Source organism: Streptomyces thermolilacinus SPC6 (assembly GCF_000478605.2).
GTDB lineage: Bacteria > Actinomycetota > Actinomycetes > Streptomycetales > Streptomycetaceae > Streptomyces > Streptomyces thermolilacinus.
In genome coordinates, this window is record NZ_ASHX02000001.1 from 4977178 (window position 1) to 4991937 (window position 14760).

12 protein-coding genes are annotated in these 14760 nt (G+C 72.1%); 5 read left to right on the forward strand and 7 right to left on the reverse strand.

All coding sequences use genetic code 11. The features are described 5' to 3' along the window. Positions 1–107: 107 nt before the first annotated feature. The 4 genes from J116_RS21520 to J116_RS21535 form a co-directional block, all read right to left on the reverse strand. Positions 108–1772, reverse strand: a complete 1665-nt coding sequence (locus J116_RS21520) for an alkaline phosphatase D family protein (RefSeq protein WP_023589148.1) — start codon at positions 1770–1772, stop codon at positions 108–110. A 191-nt stretch (positions 1773–1963) separates the two neighbouring features. Beyond that, positions 1964–2803: a DsbA family protein gene (locus J116_RS21525; RefSeq protein ID WP_023589149.1), complete on the reverse strand. Its 840-nt coding sequence runs from the start codon at positions 2801–2803 to the stop codon at positions 1964–1966. Between the two features lie 67 nt (positions 2804–2870). Continuing rightward, complete coding sequence (locus J116_RS21530; protein ID WP_099048253.1) at positions 2871–3548, reverse strand: hypothetical protein; 678 nt, start codon at positions 3546–3548, stop codon at positions 2871–2873. 78 nt (positions 3549–3626) lie between these two features. Next, positions 3627–4958: a DUF2252 domain-containing protein gene (locus J116_RS21535; RefSeq protein WP_023589151.1), complete on the reverse strand. Its 1332-nt coding sequence runs from the start codon at positions 4956–4958 to the stop codon at positions 3627–3629. Between the two features lie 240 nt (positions 4959–5198). Between J116_RS21535 and dnaE the strand changes: the two genes are divergently transcribed. Continuing rightward, positions 5199–8738 carry a DNA polymerase III subunit alpha gene (dnaE, locus tag J116_RS21540; RefSeq protein ID WP_023589152.1) on the forward strand — a complete coding sequence of 1180 codons (3540 nt, stop codon included), beginning with the start codon at positions 5199–5201 and terminating at the stop codon, positions 8736–8738. A 224-nt stretch (positions 8739–8962) separates the two neighbouring features. Here dnaE and J116_RS30175 read toward each other — a convergent pair whose 3' ends face one another. Further along, positions 8963–9127: a hypothetical protein gene (locus J116_RS30175; RefSeq protein ID WP_099048185.1), complete on the reverse strand. Its 165-nt coding sequence runs from the start codon at positions 9125–9127 to the stop codon at positions 8963–8965. A 247-nt stretch (positions 9128–9374) separates the two neighbouring features. On the opposite strand from J116_RS30175, the gene J116_RS21545 reads away from it, so the two are divergent. From J116_RS21545 to J116_RS21560, 4 genes are all read left to right on the forward strand, one after another. Beyond that, entirely contained in the window at positions 9375–10670 is a 1296-nt protein-coding gene (locus J116_RS21545) for an NYN domain-containing protein (RefSeq protein WP_037946860.1), read from the forward strand. Positions 10671–10759: 89 nt separating this feature from the next. Then, positions 10760–11725, forward strand: coding sequence for an ABC transporter ATP-binding protein (locus tag J116_RS21550; protein ID WP_023589154.1), 966 nt, complete (start codon positions 10760–10762; stop codon positions 11723–11725). Positions 11726–11885: 160 nt separating this feature from the next. After that, positions 11886–12719 (forward strand): ABC transporter permease, encoded by an 834-nt coding sequence (locus J116_RS21555; protein WP_028964372.1) that lies wholly within the window; start codon positions 11886–11888, stop codon positions 12717–12719. A gap of 34 nt (positions 12720–12753) precedes the next feature. Beyond that, positions 12754–13467, forward strand: coding sequence for a DUF2567 domain-containing protein (locus J116_RS21560; protein WP_235617373.1), 714 nt, complete (start codon positions 12754–12756; stop codon positions 13465–13467). Between the two features lie 25 nt (positions 13468–13492). Here J116_RS21560 and ybaK read toward each other — a convergent pair whose 3' ends face one another. Next, the gene (gene ybaK / locus J116_RS21565; RefSeq protein ID WP_023589157.1) at positions 13493–13990 is read right to left on the reverse strand and encodes a Cys-tRNA(Pro) deacylase; all 498 of its coding nucleotides are present in this window, start codon (positions 13988–13990) and stop codon (positions 13493–13495) included. 17 nt (positions 13991–14007) lie between these two features. Continuing rightward, the gene (locus J116_RS21570; RefSeq protein WP_023589158.1) at positions 14008–14748 is read right to left on the reverse strand and encodes an LON peptidase substrate-binding domain-containing protein; all 741 of its coding nucleotides are present in this window, start codon (positions 14746–14748) and stop codon (positions 14008–14010) included. Positions 14749–14760: the final 12 nt, after the last annotated feature.

Genomic DNA, 14760 nt, shown 5'->3' on the forward strand with positions numbered 1-14760 from the left:
GGCGGGCGGTGTGTCCGGATTCGATCTACGAAACACATCGCCCGCCACACGCTTGTGATCTTCAGTTAACAAGCGAAGGTTGGCTGAAAATCGCTCTTGCGGTCATCTCATCGCACCGGCGTGTACACCCGCTCGACCTTCTGCGTTCCGTTCAGCGTCCGGTACGAGCGTGTCCACTTGGCCGACGCGTTCGGGTTCGTGCGGTCGGAAAGCACGAAATAGTCCATCTGCGAGCGCTCGGGCGTCACATCCAGGACGCCGTACCCGTGGTGGTCCATGTCGATCCAGTGCACATGCCGGTTGGCGGCCTTCAGCGCGGCGGCGGCGACCACGGAGGCGGTGTTCGCGGGGACGTTCAGAATGTCGTCGAGGTTGTCCGAGGTGACCGACGTGACGACGAACTCGGTCGCGGCGGACGGGGACTTGGGGTACGTGGCGGCCGTGACCGGCACGTCGTTGGCCCACGCCATGTGGATGTCGCCGGTGAGGAAGACGGTGTTGCGGATGGCCCGCTCCTGGAGGTGGGCCAGCAGCTCCCGGCGGTCGTCCGTGTAGCCGTCCCACTGGTCCACGTTGATCGCCAGTCCGCCCGTCGGGAGGCCCAGCAATTCGGCCACCGGCTTCAGCAGGTGCGCCGGGAGCGAGCCGAAGGCGACCGGCGAGACCATCACGGACGTGCCGACCAGCCGCCAGGTCGCGTCCGACGACGCCAGCCCGGCCTTCAGCCAGTCCAGTTGGGCGCGGCCGGTGATCGTACGGTCCGGGTCGTCCACCGCGCCGCTGCCGACGGACGCCTGCTGGGAGCGGAACGAGCGCAGGTCCAGCAGGTGCAGGTCGGCGAGCCTGCCGTAGCGCAGCCGCCGGTAGACCGTGCCCTCGGCGGAGGTGCGCACGGGCATCCACTCGAAGTACGCGCGCTTCGCGGCCGCCACGCGCCCGGCCCAGTCGCCCTCGGCGCCGGGGGTGTGGTTGTCCGCGCCGCCCGACCAGGTGTCGTCGGCGAACTCGTGGTCGTCCCAGATCGCGATGACCGGGTGCGCCGCGTGCAGCGCCTGGAGGTGGGTGTCCGACTTGTAGGTGGCGTGGCGCAGGCGGTAGTCGGCGAGGGTGACGATCTCGTGGCGCGGCTCGTGGGGGCGCAGCACGCGGTCGGTCTTCGGGTAGGAGCCGGAGCCGTACTCGTATATGTAGTCGCCGAGGTGGAGGACGGCGTCCAGATCCGTGCGGGCGGCGAGGTGGCCGTACGCGGAGAAGTGGCCGGCCTCCCAGTTGGCGCAGGACACGACGCCGAACCGGACGCCGGGCGTCGCGTCGTCGTACGCGGGCGTCGTACGGGTCCGGCCGACCGGCGAGACGGCCTCGGAGCCGGGCGCCCCGGCGGTGAACCGGAACCAGTAGGAGGTCGCGGGCCGCAGTCCGCGCACATCCGCCTTGACGGTGTGGTCGGTCTCGGCGCTCGCGGTGACGGTGCCGCGCGCGACGGTCCGCGCGAAGCCTCTGTCCTCGGCGACCTCCCATCTCACCTCGGTGTCGGCGCCCTTGCCGGAGCCGGGGAGCGCGTCGGCGGAGGGAGTGACGCGGGTCCAGAGCAGGACCCCGTCGGGGAGCGGGTCACCGGAGGCGACGCCGTGGAGGAAGGCGGGGGACTGGGTGGTCGCGACGGCGGCGACCGCACCCGAGACGAGCGCGGTGCCGGCGACGGCCGAGACGGCGGCGGCCTTGACGACGGTGCGTCGGCTGGGGGTGGCGTGAGTGAGGTTTCGACTGGTCACGGCGGAGCAGACTACCTGTCACGTTACTGACTGGTAAGCGCCAAGTGCCGTTGTTTGGCGGGAAGTTGCCTTCTGTTCCCGCACCCAAAACGGAACGGCCCGCTCCATGAGGAGCGGGCCGTTGGCGGCGGCTGGCCGGATTCATCCCCGGGTCGTGTCCAGGACCTCGTCGGGGATCCGGGTGAGGCGGGTCAGCCCTTCAGGGCCTTCTCGATGGCCTGGGTGAACTCCGGGGCCGTCATGGGGGCGTTCTTGCCGCCCGCGTCCGTGACCGGCTTGCCGTCCATCTTCAGGGTCGGGGTGCCCTTGACGCCGCTCTTGTCGAAGGTCTCCGACATCTTCAGCGCCCAGGCGTCGAAGGTGCCCTCCTCGACGTTCTTCTCGAACTCCTTGTTGTCCTTCAGCTCCGGGACCGCGTCGGCGATCTTCAGGATGTACGAGTCCTCGGCGAGCTCGTCCTTGGACTCCTCCGGGTGGAACTTCGCCGAGTACATCGCGGCCTTGAACTTCATGAACGCGTCCGGGCTCACGTCGAGCGCCGCGCCGAGGGCGGACAGCGCGTTCTTGGAGCCCTCGCCGAAGGAGCCGACCTTGTTCTCGCTCATGGCGTCGCCGTCGAGGAACGTCGCGCCCACGTACTGGATCTTGTACTTGCCGGCCTCGACGTCCTTCTCGATGACCGGGCCGACCTGCTGCTCGAAGACCGCGCAGACCGGGCAGCGGGAGTCCTCGAAGACCTGGAGCGTCTTCTTCGCCGTCGGCTTGCCGATCACGACCGTGGTGCCGTTCTCGCCGGACGTGTTCTTCGGCGCCTTGACGTCCTTCACGTCCTTCGCGGCCTCCCACGCGGACGGCTTGTTGGCCTGGACGACGGCGTAGCCGATGCCGCCCGCCAGACCGAGCACGGCCAGGACCGAGAGGCCGACGGTGATCTGCCGCCGCATCTTGTCCCGCTTGGCCTGGCGCTCACGCTCCTCCCGCAGCCTCTCGCGGGCCGCCGCCTTGTTGGCCTTGCTGTTGCGTGCGCTCATGGTGGTGTGTTCTCCGTCGTGTCTGGGGGATCACCGGGCGGTGATCAGTGGTCGAAGGGTGCTGTGATCAGGCCGTCACGGGCCTGCACGGCGGTCCCCTCCGGCCGACGGAGTGCACCAGGAGGCGCGGCCTCGGAGCCGTGCGGCGGCGGGCGGCCGCGCGCGGCACCGGGCGGGGTACGAGCCCCCGCGTCGTCAGGGCCGCCCACGCCACCAGCAGCGGGCGGAACGCCGACGCCCCCGCCGCCCGCAGCACCCGGCCCAGAGCCGCCTCGCCGCGCCACAGCCAGGCGGCGGCGACCAGCCCCACCGTGATGTGCGCGGCGAGCAGCAGCCACGGCACCGCCGGGTCGCCGGAGTGCAGCACCGAGGCCGCCGCGCTCTCCGGCGCGGCGACCCCCGGCAGGGGCGTGCCCACGGCCTCGGCGCACAGCACGTCCACGCCGACAGCGCGCAGCGACCCGGCGATCGGGCCGCCGGACGGGCCGTAACAGGTGTGCTGGCCCGCAGTGAACACCGTGTCGGCCGCCAGCTCCAGCGGGACGAGCAGACCGGCGATCGGCCAGTACCCCCGCTCCCGGCCGGCCAGCGCGTAGGCGACGGCGAAGACCCCGGCCGCGACCAGCAGGACCACGGTCAGCGGCAGCGGCACCCGGGACAGCAGCACATGGGAGGCGACGGACAGCGTCACGACGAGTGCCGTGAAGATCGCTGCCCGTACCCCCCTCAGCTGGGTCCCGGTCATGTCGTCCATCGTCCGAGAGTGTGCCACGACAGCCTGTAAGCGGCCCTTAAAAGATGATGATCAGCTGAAAAACGGCGGTCAGCGCAGCCCCGGTATCCGGCCGTTGCGGAACAGGTCCACGAATATCTGGTGGTCCGCCCGCGCCCGCGCCCCGTACGTGTGCGCGAAGTCCACCAGCATCGCGGTGAACCCCTCCTCGTCGGCGGCTATCGCCGCGTCGATGGCCCGCTCCGTGTTGAACGGCACCAGCGAGTGGCCGCTCTCGTCGTCCGCCGCCGCGTGCATGGTGGCCGTCGCCCGCCCCAGGTCCGCGACCGTCGCGGCCATCTCCTCCGGGTCGTCGATGTCCGACCAGTCCAGGTCCACCGCGTACGGCGAGACCTCCGCGACCAGTTGCCCCGCACCGTCCAGCTCCGTCCACCCCAGCCACGGGTCGGCGTGCGCCTGGAGGGCCCGCTGCGAGATCACCGTGCGGTGCCCCTCGTGGTGGAAGTACCCCCGCACCGCCGAATCCGTGACGTGCCGCGAGACCGCCGGGACCTGCGCCTGCTTCATGTAGATCACCACGTCGTTCTCCAGGGCGTCGCTGTTGCCCTCCAGGAGGATGTTGTACGACGGGAGCCCGGCCGACCCGATGCGGATCCCGCGCCGCCCCACCACGTCCTTCACCCGGTACGAGTCCGGGCGGCCCAGGCTGGAGGGCGGCAGCGTCTCCAGGTACCCGTCGAACGCGGCCAGCACCTTGTACCGGGTCGCCGCGTCCAGGTCGACCGCGCCGCCCCCGGACGAGAAGCGGCGCTCGAACTCCCGGATCTCCGTCATCGTGGCCAGCAGCCCGAACCGGGTCAGCGACCTGGCCTCCCGCAGCGCCCCCAGCAGCGCCCCCTCCGCCGTGTCCAGCGTGAACGGCGGCACCTCCTCGTCACGGGCCCCGGCCGCGAGGGCGTGTATCCGCTCCCGGTACGCCGCCGCGCAGAGCCGCACCAGCGTGGTGATCTGGTCGTCGCCCAGCGCCTTCGCGTACCCGAGGAGCGCCAGCGAGGCGACCAGGCGCTTCAGGTCCCAGGTGAAGGGGCCGACGTACGCCTCGTCGAAGTCGTTGACGTTGAACACCAGTCGGCCGTTGGCGTCCATGTACGTGCCGAAGTTCTCCGCGTGCAGGTCGCCGTGGACCCAGACCCGGCCGGTCCGCTCGTCCAGGTACGGCCCGCCCTCCCGCTGCTCGCCTTCCAGGTCGGCGTAGAAGAGGCAGGCGGAGCCCCGGTAGAAGGCGAAGGCGGAGTGCGCCATCTTCCGGAACTTGACCCGGAAGGCCGCCGGGTCTGCCGCCAGGAGCTCGCCGAAGGCGGTGTCGAACACGGCGAGGATCTGCTCGCCGCGATCCTGGGCGGTGGGCTGCGGGACCGGCATCGCGGGGTGCCTCCTGACGCGCGCACACCACGGCGTGGCGTGCATGACAAAACGGACGGGACTTCCGACCGCTCCAACGCTCGGGGCCGCCCCCGAGTGCCCGCGCCCCCGCGCGCCGCCGTGGACCGCGCGCCCCCGCCCGCCACCCCTCGCGGCGGGCCCCGGCTGTCAGTGGGGGGTCGTAGACTTCCGAGTCGTCCCCTTTCCCTTCCGACGCTCCCGACCCCGGAGGCCGCAACCGTGTCGAAGCCGCCGTTCACGCACCTCCACGTGCACACCCAGTACTCCCTGCTGGACGGTGCCGCGCGGCTCAAGGACATGTTCAACGCGTGCAACGAGATGGGCATGACGCACATCGCCATGTCCGACCACGGCAACCTGCACGGGGCGTACGACTTCTTCCACTCGGCCAGGAAGGCGGGCGTCACGCCGATCATCGGCATCGAGGCGTACGTGGCGCCCGACTCCCGGCGCAACAAGCGCAAGGTCCTCTGGGGCCAGCCGCACCAGAAGCGCGACGACGTCTCCGGCTCCGGTGGTTACACCCACAAGACGATCTGGGCGTACAACAGCACCGGCCTCCACAACCTCTTCCGCCTCTCCTCCGACGCGTACGCCGAGGGCTGGCTCCAGAAGTGGCCGCGCATGGACAAGGAGACGATCTCCCAGTGGTCGGAGGGGCTCGTCGCCTCCACCGGCTGCCCGTCCGGCGAGGTGCAGACGCGGCTGCGCCTCGGCCAGTTCGACGAGGCCCTGAAGGCCGCCTCCGAGTACCAGGACATCTTCGGCAAGGAGCGGTACTTCCTGGAGCTGATGGACCACGGCATCGAGATCGAGCGCCGGGTCCGCGACGGCCTGCTGGAGATCGGCAAGAAGCTCGGCATCCCGCCGCTGGTCACCAACGACTCGCACTACACGTACGCGCACGAGGCGGGCGCGCACGACGCGCTGCTGTGCATCCAGACCGGCAAGAACCTCTCCGACCCGGACCGCTTCAAGTTCGACGGCACGGGCTACTACCTGAAGTCCACGGAGGAGATGTACGCCATCGACTCCTCGGACGCCTGGCAGGAGGGGTGCGCCAACACGCGGCTGATCGCCGACATGGTCGACCTGACCGGCATGTTCGAGAAGCGCGACCTCATGCCGAAGTTCGACATCCCCGAGGGGCACACGGAGGTCAGCTGGTTCCGCGAGGAGGTCCAGCGCGGCATGCACCGCCGCTTCCCCGGCGGCATCCCGGAGGACCGCCAGCGGCAGGTCGAGTACGAGATGGACGTCATCATCCAGATGGGGTTCCCGGGGTACTTCCTCGTCGTCGCCGACTTCATCATGTGGGCGAAGAACCAGGGCATCGCGGTCGGCCCCGGCCGAGGCTCCGCGGCCGGCTCGATCGTCGCGTACGCGCTGGGCATCACCGACCTCGACCCCATCCCGCACGGTCTGATCTTCGAGCGGTTCCTCAACCCCGAGCGCGTCTCCATGCCCGATGTCGACATCGACTTCGACGAGCGCAGGCGCGTCGAGGTGATCAGGTACGTCACGGAGAAGTACGGCGCCGACAAGGTCGCCATGATCGGCACGTACGGCACCATCAAGGCCAAGAACGCGATCAAGGACTCCGCGCGCGTGCTGGGCTACCCGTACGCGATGGGCGACCGGATCACCAAGGCCATGCCCGCCGACGTCCTCGGCAAGGGCATCCCGCTCTCCGGCATCACCGACCCCTCCCACCCGCGCTACAGCGAGGCGGGCGAGGTCCGGGCGATGTACGAGAACGAGCCGGACGTCAAGAAGGTCATCGACACCGCGCGCGGCGTGGAGGGCCTGGTCCGGCAGATGGGCGTGCACGCCGCGGGCGTGATCATGTCCAGCGAGACCATCACGGAGCACGTCCCCGTCTGGGTGAGGCACACCGACGGCGTCACCATCACCCAGTGGGACTACCCGAGCTGTGAGTCGCTCGGCCTGCTGAAGATGGACTTCCTGGGCCTGCGCAACCTCACGATCATGGACGACGCCGTCAAGATGGTGAAGGCGAACAAGGGGATCGACATCGATCTCCTGAGCCTCCCGCTCGACGACCCGACGACCTTCGAGCTGCTCCAGCGCGGTGACACGCTCGGCGTCTTCCAGTTCGACGGCGGGCCCATGCGGTCCCTGCTGCGGCTGATGAAGCCCGACAACTTCGAGGACATCTCCGCCGTCTCGGCCCTGTACCGGCCGGGCCCGATGGGCATGAACTCGCACACGAACTACGCGCTCCGCAAGAACGGCCAGCAGGAGATCACGCCGATCCACCCGGAGCTGGAGGAGCCGCTCCGCGAGGTCCTGGACGTCACCTACGGCCTGATCGTCTACCAGGAGCAGGTGCAGAAGGCCGCCCAGATCATCGCCGGGTACTCGCTCGGCGAAGCCGACATCCTCCGCCGCGTCATGGGCAAGAAGAAGCCCGAGGAGCTGGCGAAGAACTTCACGATCTTCCAGGCGGGCGCGCGGAAGAACGGCTACAGCGACGAGGCCATCCAGGCGCTGTGGGACGTGCTGGTCCCCTTCGCCGGTTACGCCTTCAACAAGGCCCACTCCGCCGCGTACGGACTCGTCTCCTACTGGACGGCGTACCTCAAGGCCAACCACCCCGCCGAGTACATGGCGGCACTCCTCACCTCCGTCAAGGACGACAAGGACAAGTCGGCGGTCTACCTCAACGAGTGCCGCCGCATGGGCATCAAGGTCCTCCCGCCCAACGTCAACGAGTCGGAGTCCAACTTCGCGGCCCAGGGCGACGACGTCATCCTCTTCGGCCTCTCCGCCGTGCGGAACGTCGGCACCAACGTCGTCGAGTCGATCATCAAGTGCCGCAAGACGAAGGGGAAGTACTCCTCCTTCCCCGACTTCCTCGACAAGGTCGAGGTCGTCGTCTGCAACAAGCGCACCATCGAGTCGCTGATCAAGGCCGGTGCCTTCGACGAGATGGGGCACACCCGCAAGAGCCTCGTCGCGCACCACGAGTCGATGATCGACAACGTGGTCGCGGTCAAGCGCAAGGAGGCCGAGGGGCAGTTCGACCTCTTCGGCGGCATGGGCGAGGAGGGCGCCGACGAGCCGGGCTTCGGACTGGACGTCGAGTTCTCCGACATCGAGTGGGAGAAGTCGTACCTGCTCGCCCAGGAGCGCGAGATGCTCGGCCTGTACGTCTCCGACCACCCGCTGTTCGGCATCGAGCACGTCCTGTCCGACAAGACCGACGCGGCGATCGCCCAGCTCACCGGCGGCGAGCACGCCGACGGCGCGGTCGTCACCATCGGCGGCATCATCTCCGGCCTCCAGAGGAAGATGACCAAGCAGGGCAACGCCTGGGCCATCGCCACCGTCGAGGACCTGGCCGGTTCCATCGAGTGCATGTTCTTCCCCGCCACGTACCAGCTGGTCTCCACCCAGCTGGTCGAGGACACGGTCGTCTTCGTCAAGGGCCGCCTCGACAAGCGCGAGGACGTGCCGCGGCTGGTCGCCATGGAACTGATGGTCCCCGACCTGTCGTCCGCGGGCACCAACGCGCCGGTCGTCCTCACCATCCCCACGGTGAAGGTGACCCCGCCGATGGTCAGCCGCCTCGGCGAGATCCTCAGCCACCACAAGGGCAACACGGAGGTGCGGATCAAGCTCCAGGGCCCCCGCAAGACCACCGTGCTCCGCCTCGACCGGCACCGCGTCCAGCCCGACCCGGCGCTCTACGGCGACCTGAAGGTGCTCCTCGGTCCGTCCTGCCTGGCCGGCTGACCCGTCCTGACCGGCGGGCTGACCAGTTTGCTTGGCGGGCCGATCCGTCCGCCCGGCGGGCTGGGGCAGCACACACCGGTGGGACCACCCCGGGCCCCGCGCACGGACCCGGATCCCGCGGCGCCCGTACGCGGGCCCCGCGCACGCCCGCACGCGGAAGGGGCGCGCCCGTCGTCACGGGCGCGCCCCTTCCGTATGACCACCGCGGTCACACGGCGGCCGCGTCAGTTGTGGCCGAACCTCTTCTGCCGGCCCTTCTGCGCGACGTCCGCGGGCGTGACCTGGGCCGCCCGCTGCTCCGCCTGTCGCTCCAACGACGTGTCGTGGGCCTGCTGGGCGCCGCGCTCGCCCTGTCGCTGCTGGCGTTCGGTCTTCTTGTTCTTGGCCATGGTGATGCCTCCTGTGGGATGTGGGGGCCAGGACCGCGACCAGACTCACATACCGGTATGTGCCGCGCATTTTGGATCATTGCGGACGGTAGTCGTGGATCATGGTGGGAGGCCGTAGTCAGAAGACGCCGAAGGCACTACGGTGAGGCGCCACGCCGATGATCGTGCTCCGGCCGTTAAGAACCCGGCAGTCGGGCAGACTCGAAGAAACCCGAAGCAACTCCGATCCCGAGGTTCCCGAAAGAGGGTGGAACACGTGGACCGCTGCGTCGTGCTCGTGGACGCCGGCTATCTGCTCGGCGCCGCCGCCAGCCTGCTGGCCGGGGAGCCCGCCCGCTCCCGGATCACCGTTGACCACTCCGCCCTCATCCAGGGGCTGCGGGAGCGGGCCGAGGCCGACACGGCCCAGCCGCTGCTTCGCATCTACTGGTTCGACGGCGCCCCCGACCGCGTCCCCCAGCCGGAGCACCGGCGCCTGCGCGTCATGCCCCGTGTGACCGTCCGGCTCGGCGCCCTGACCCGCAGCGACGGACGCTGGGCGCAGAAGGGCGTGGACGCCGCCATGCACGCCGAGCTGACCGAGCTGGCCCGCAACCGCGCCTGCTCCGACATCGTCCTCGTCACCGGCGACGGCGACCTCCTGCCGGGCCTGATGTCCGCCAAGGAACACGGCGTCGCCGTCCACCTGTGGGCCGTCCAGGCCGCCGACGGCGACTACAACCAGTCCGAGGACCTCGTCGCCGAGGCCGACGAGCGCCGCGTCCTCGACCGCGCGTGGATCACCCGCGCCGTACGGGCGAAGGACCTCACCGGGCCGTGCGCCCCGCCCCCCGCGCCGCGCCCCGAGATCGCCGCCATCCTCGCCGCGCCGCTCCCCGAGGCCGCCCTCGCCGCCGCCGAACGCTCCTCGTCGGGTACGGCCCCCGCGGCGCTCACCGACGCGGCGGACACCACCAGTGCCCCGGCCGCCGCGGCCACCACCGCCACCGCCCCGGCCCCCACCAACGGCACCGGCACGGGCACCGCCCCCTCGGGCGCGGCGCGCGGCGTCCCCACCCCCAAGGACCTCGCGGGGCTGCGCACCGCCGCGCACCAGAACACCCAGACCGCGGGCCCCGCCAACGCCACCCTGCGCTGGTCGTCCGACCGGGGCTGGATCGACCGCCCCGGCGCGGTCGGCGAACCGCCCGAGACCGCGTCGCTCCCCACCCTCGCCCAGCTCACCAGCGCCGAGCAGCGCTGGGCCGACCGCGAGGAGGACATCACCACGGTCGGCGGCGACCCGTTCGAGGTCGGCCAGGTGTTCGCACGGCGCTGGATGGAACGGCTCCCCGAACAGAGCCACGTCCAGAAGCTCTCCGCGATGTACCCGCGCATCCCGCACCGCATCGACGGCGAACTCCTCCGGTACGCGGCACGGTTCGGCCTGCTCGCCCACAAGGACGACCAGATCGACGAGCACGACCGGTACGCGATCCGGGCCGGTTTCTGGCGCGAGATCGACGTCCGCGCGGCGGCCGGGAACGCGGCGGCGGGGGAGTAGCGGCACGGGCGACGGGCCGCACCGCACCGCCCCGCGCGCGATCCGGGGTCCGCGACCCCTTAGGCTCATCCCTCGTGAGTACGGTGTGCGTGGTGCGGGATTTGGTGAAGACGTACCCCGCCGCGCGCGGCGGGCGCGGCAGGCCCGCGACACCCGAGGTACGGGCCACCGACGGGGTCAGCCTGGAGGTGCGGGGCGGCGAGATCTTCGGGCTGCTCGGCCCCAACGGCGCCGGCAAGTCCACCCTCGTACGGCAGCTCACCGGCCTGATGCGACCCGACTCCGGCAGCGTCGAGGTGCTCGGCCACGACCTCGTACGGCACCCCGACCGCGCCGCGCGGCTCATCGGCTACCTGGGCCAGGAGTCCACCGCGCTGGACGAGCTGACCGTCGCGCTGGCCGCCGAGACGACCGGCCGGCTGCGCGGGCTGACCGCGCGCGACGCCCGCGCGGCACGTGACGCCGTCCTCGACGAGCTGGGCATCGGCGATCTCGCCGCCCGGCCCCTGAAGAAGCTGTCCGGCGGACAGCGCCGCCTCGCGTGCTTCGCCGCCGCCCTCGTCGGCGAGCGGCCGCTGCTCGTGCTGGACGAGCCGACCACCGGCATGGACCCGGTGGCCCGTCGCGCCGTGTGGGCCGCCGTGGACCGGCGCCGCGCCGAGCACGGCGCGACGGTCCTGCTGGTCACCCACAACGTGATAGAAGCGGAGACCGTCCTGGACCGCGTCGCCGTACTGGAGCGCGGCCGGGTCATCGCCTGCGACACCCCGGCCGGGCTGAAGGAGCGCGTGGCCGGGGAGGTGCGCGTCGACCTCGTCTGGCGGGAGCGGGCACCGCTGGACGTGCCCGAGGTGGCCGCGCTGCGGGCCCTGGCCCACGAGGCGGGCCGCCGCTGGGTGCTGCGCCTGGCGCCCGACGAGGCGCGCGCGGCGGTCGCGGCGGTGACGGGCGGCGAGGCGTTCGCGGCGCTGGACGACTTCACGCTCGCCACGCCGAGCCTGGAGGACGTGTACCTCGCCCTCGGCGGCGAGGCGAAGGGACTGGTCAAGTCATGAACGCGCGGCGACGCGACGACATCCGGCCCGGCGGGACCCCGCGCCCGCCCCGGCGGCCCGGGACACCGGCGCGCACGACGGCCCGCGAGGCGCGGGCGTACGCGGCGGAGACGTGCGGTGCCCGGTACGGTGCCGGGGCTGAGAACGGGAGTGGGAAACGGTGAGCACCCTGCCTGTGGAGGCGCTCTCGACGGGGACCGCCCGGACGGCCGCCGCCGGGGCGGGCGGCGAGCGGACCGCCGCGCCCCTCGCGCCCCGTGCGCGGCTGCTGCCGGCGCTCGCCGCCGTCTACCGGGCGCAGCTCTCCCGCGCCCGGGTCGCCCGCATCCCGCTGCTGTTCGTCGCGACCTTCCAGTCCGTCGGGATCATGGTGCTGATGCGCGGTGTCGTGGACGGCGGCGCCGAGGCCCGCGCGGTCGTGGCCGGTTCGTCCGTCCTCGTCGTGGCGTTCGTCGCGCTGAACCTGCTCGCCCAGTACTTCGGGCAGCTCCGTGCGAGCGGCGGCCTCGACCACTACGCCACGCTGCCCGTGCCGCCCGCAGCCGTGGTGCTCGGCGCCGCCGGGGCGTACGCCTCCTTCACGGCGCCCGGCACGGTCGTCACCGCCGTCATCGGGTCGCTCCTCTTCCAGCTGCCGCTCACCCACCTGTGGGTCCTCGCCGCGGTCGTCCCGCTCGCCGGCGCGGCCCTGGCCGGGCTCGGCGCGGCCCTCGGCCTGCTGGCCCCACGCCAGGAGCTGGCCACGCTGCTCGGCCAGCTCGGCATGTCGGCGGCGCTGCTGCTGGGCGTCCTGCCCGCCGACCGGCTGCCCGGGCCGATCGGCTGGGCCCGGGACCTGCTCCCCTCGACGTACGGGGTGGAGGCCCTGGCCCGCACCTTCGACGCGCACCCGGACTGGACGGCCGTGGCCCTGGACCTCTCGGTGTGCGCGGCGGTCGGGGTCGCGTCCCTGGCCGCGGCCACCTGGGCGTACCGCCGCGCGGCCGTCCGGTGAGGCGGCGCCAGGCCCGGCCTGGCACGATGACAGCGTGACCGCACCCCTTCCCCCGTCCCATCAGCCCCCGAGTGAGCACGTGCCGAACGACGCCGCCCCCAGCACCCCTCCGAACGGCGACACGCCGGGCGGAGCCTCCGCATGGCCGCCGCCCACGCCCGCGTACCCGTACGCGAAGGGCGAGGAGAGCGCGTACGACACGGCGGCCGAGGTGCGCCAGGGCGCCGTGGTGCTGCTCGCGGTGGCGATCGCCGGGAACGTCCTCGGACTGCTGTGGCTGTGGCTCGCGCCGCGCATCCCGCTCGTGTCGGACGGCCGGTCGGTGCTGCTCACGGAGTCGGAGGCGGAGCACGCGGTGGGCGCGGACGGCGTGTTCATCCTGCTCGGCCTGGCGTTCGGCGCGGTGAGCGCCCTGGCCGTGTTCCTGTTCCACCGGCGGGGCGGCGTCGCCGTCGTGGTCGGGCTCGCCCTGGGCGGGGTGCTCGGCTCCGTACTCGGCTGGGGCACCGGCACGCTGCTGGGCCCGACGCACGACGTGGTGGCCCGGGCGCGGGAGGTCGGCGAGGGCGTCACGTTCGACGCGCCGCTGGAGCTCCAGGCGTACGGGTCGCTGCTGGCCTGGCCGGTCGCGGCGATGGTCGTGCACCTCGCGCTCACCGCGCTGTTCGGCCCGCGCGACCCCGAGCCGGAGTGGGACATGAGCCCGTACGGCCCGCCGCCCCCGCCCGGGGGCGCGCCGCGCGACTGAACGGCGGGTCCCGGGACGTAAAGCGTCAGGCCCGGCCGATGGGCGCGAGGACGGCGCCGGTCAGCTCCGCGAGGTGCGCCGGGGCCAGCTCGACCTCCAGGCCGCGACGCCCCGCCGACACGCAGATCGTCTCGTGCCGCGACGCCGAGGCGTCCAGCACCGTCGGCAGCTTCTTGCGCTGCCCCAGCGGTGAGATGCCGCCCCGCACATAGCCGGTCGTCCGCTCGGCGGCCGCGGGGTCGGCCATCGTCGCGCGCTTCCCGCCGACCGCCGCCGCCAGCGCCTTCAGGTCGAGCTGACCGGCGACGGGCACCACCGCGACCGTCAGGGCGCCGTCCACGTCGGCGACGAGCGTCTTGAACACCCGGTCCGGGGACACGCCGAGCGCCTCCGCGGCCTCCTCGCCGTACGAGGGCGACGCCGGGTCGTGCGCATACTCGTGCACCGTGAACGGCGTCCCCGCGGCGGTCAGTGCCACCGTCGCGGGCGTGCCGCCCGTCTGCTTCTTCGCCTTCTTCGCCACTTGCTGTCCCTCCCGCGTCAGTTCGGGCTCGTCGGAGCCCGCGTCAGCTCGGCCGCCGGCAGCGACGGCAGGTGGCGCAGCACCGCCGTCTCGGACCGCAGCAGCCGCAGTTCCTCGCGCAGCCGGGTCGCCGTGTCGGGCGCCTGGAGCAGCCGCTGCTTCGCGGGCGTGTCCAGCACGGCGGCGGCCGCCACCAGGTACGACACGACCGACGGCTCGTCGGGCAGCTCGGCGCCCGTCGCCAGCGTCCGCTCCCGCGCGCCCGCCAGCCGCTTCTGGTACGCGCGGAACGCCCGCAGCACCCCCTCGGCGAGCGCGCCGGCGCCCTCGCCCTGCCGTTCCTCCAGCTCCCGCACCTCGGCCGTGAGGAACGGGCCGCTCGCGTCCACCGAGAGGATCTCCACCCGGGTCGTCCCGGTCGCGAGGACCTCGAACGTGCCGTCCGGGCGCTCCCGGATGGTCGCCGCGTCGGCGACGCAGCCCACCCGGTGGAACGCCTTGGCGGGGTCGGGGCCGAAGCCCGCGGCGGGACCACGCTCCGGAAGCGCCGTCGGGTCGGGCAGTCCCGGCGCGGTCGGCGCCACCTCGTGGCCGTCGCGGATGGCGACGACGGCGAAGCGGCGCGGCTGCGACTCGTCCGTCTTCAGCAGTTCGCGCATCATGGCGCGGTACCGCTCCTCGAAGACGTTCAACGGCAGCACGAGGCCGGGGAAAAGCACCGCGTTCAGCGGAAAGAGGGGCAGGCGAGCGGTGGTCACAGCGGTCAAGCC

What these genes read in the sequence shown, in the direction of transcription:
- J116_RS21525 (WP_023589149.1), bottom strand. Translation starts at nt 2,803, where the DNA reads ATGAGCGCACGCAACAGCAAGGCCAACAAGGCGGCGGCCCGCGAGAGG.
- J116_RS21530 (WP_099048253.1), bottom strand. Translation starts at nt 3,548, where the DNA reads ATGACCGGGACCCAGCTGAGGGGGGTACGGGCAGCGATCTTCACGGCA.
- J116_RS21535 (WP_023589151.1), bottom strand. Translation starts at nt 4,958, where the DNA reads ATGCCGGTCCCGCAGCCCACCGCCCAGGATCGCGGCGAGCAGATCCTC.
- J116_RS30175 (WP_099048185.1), bottom strand. Translation starts at nt 9,127, where the DNA reads ATGGCCAAGAACAAGAAGACCGAACGCCAGCAGCGACAGGGCGAGCGC.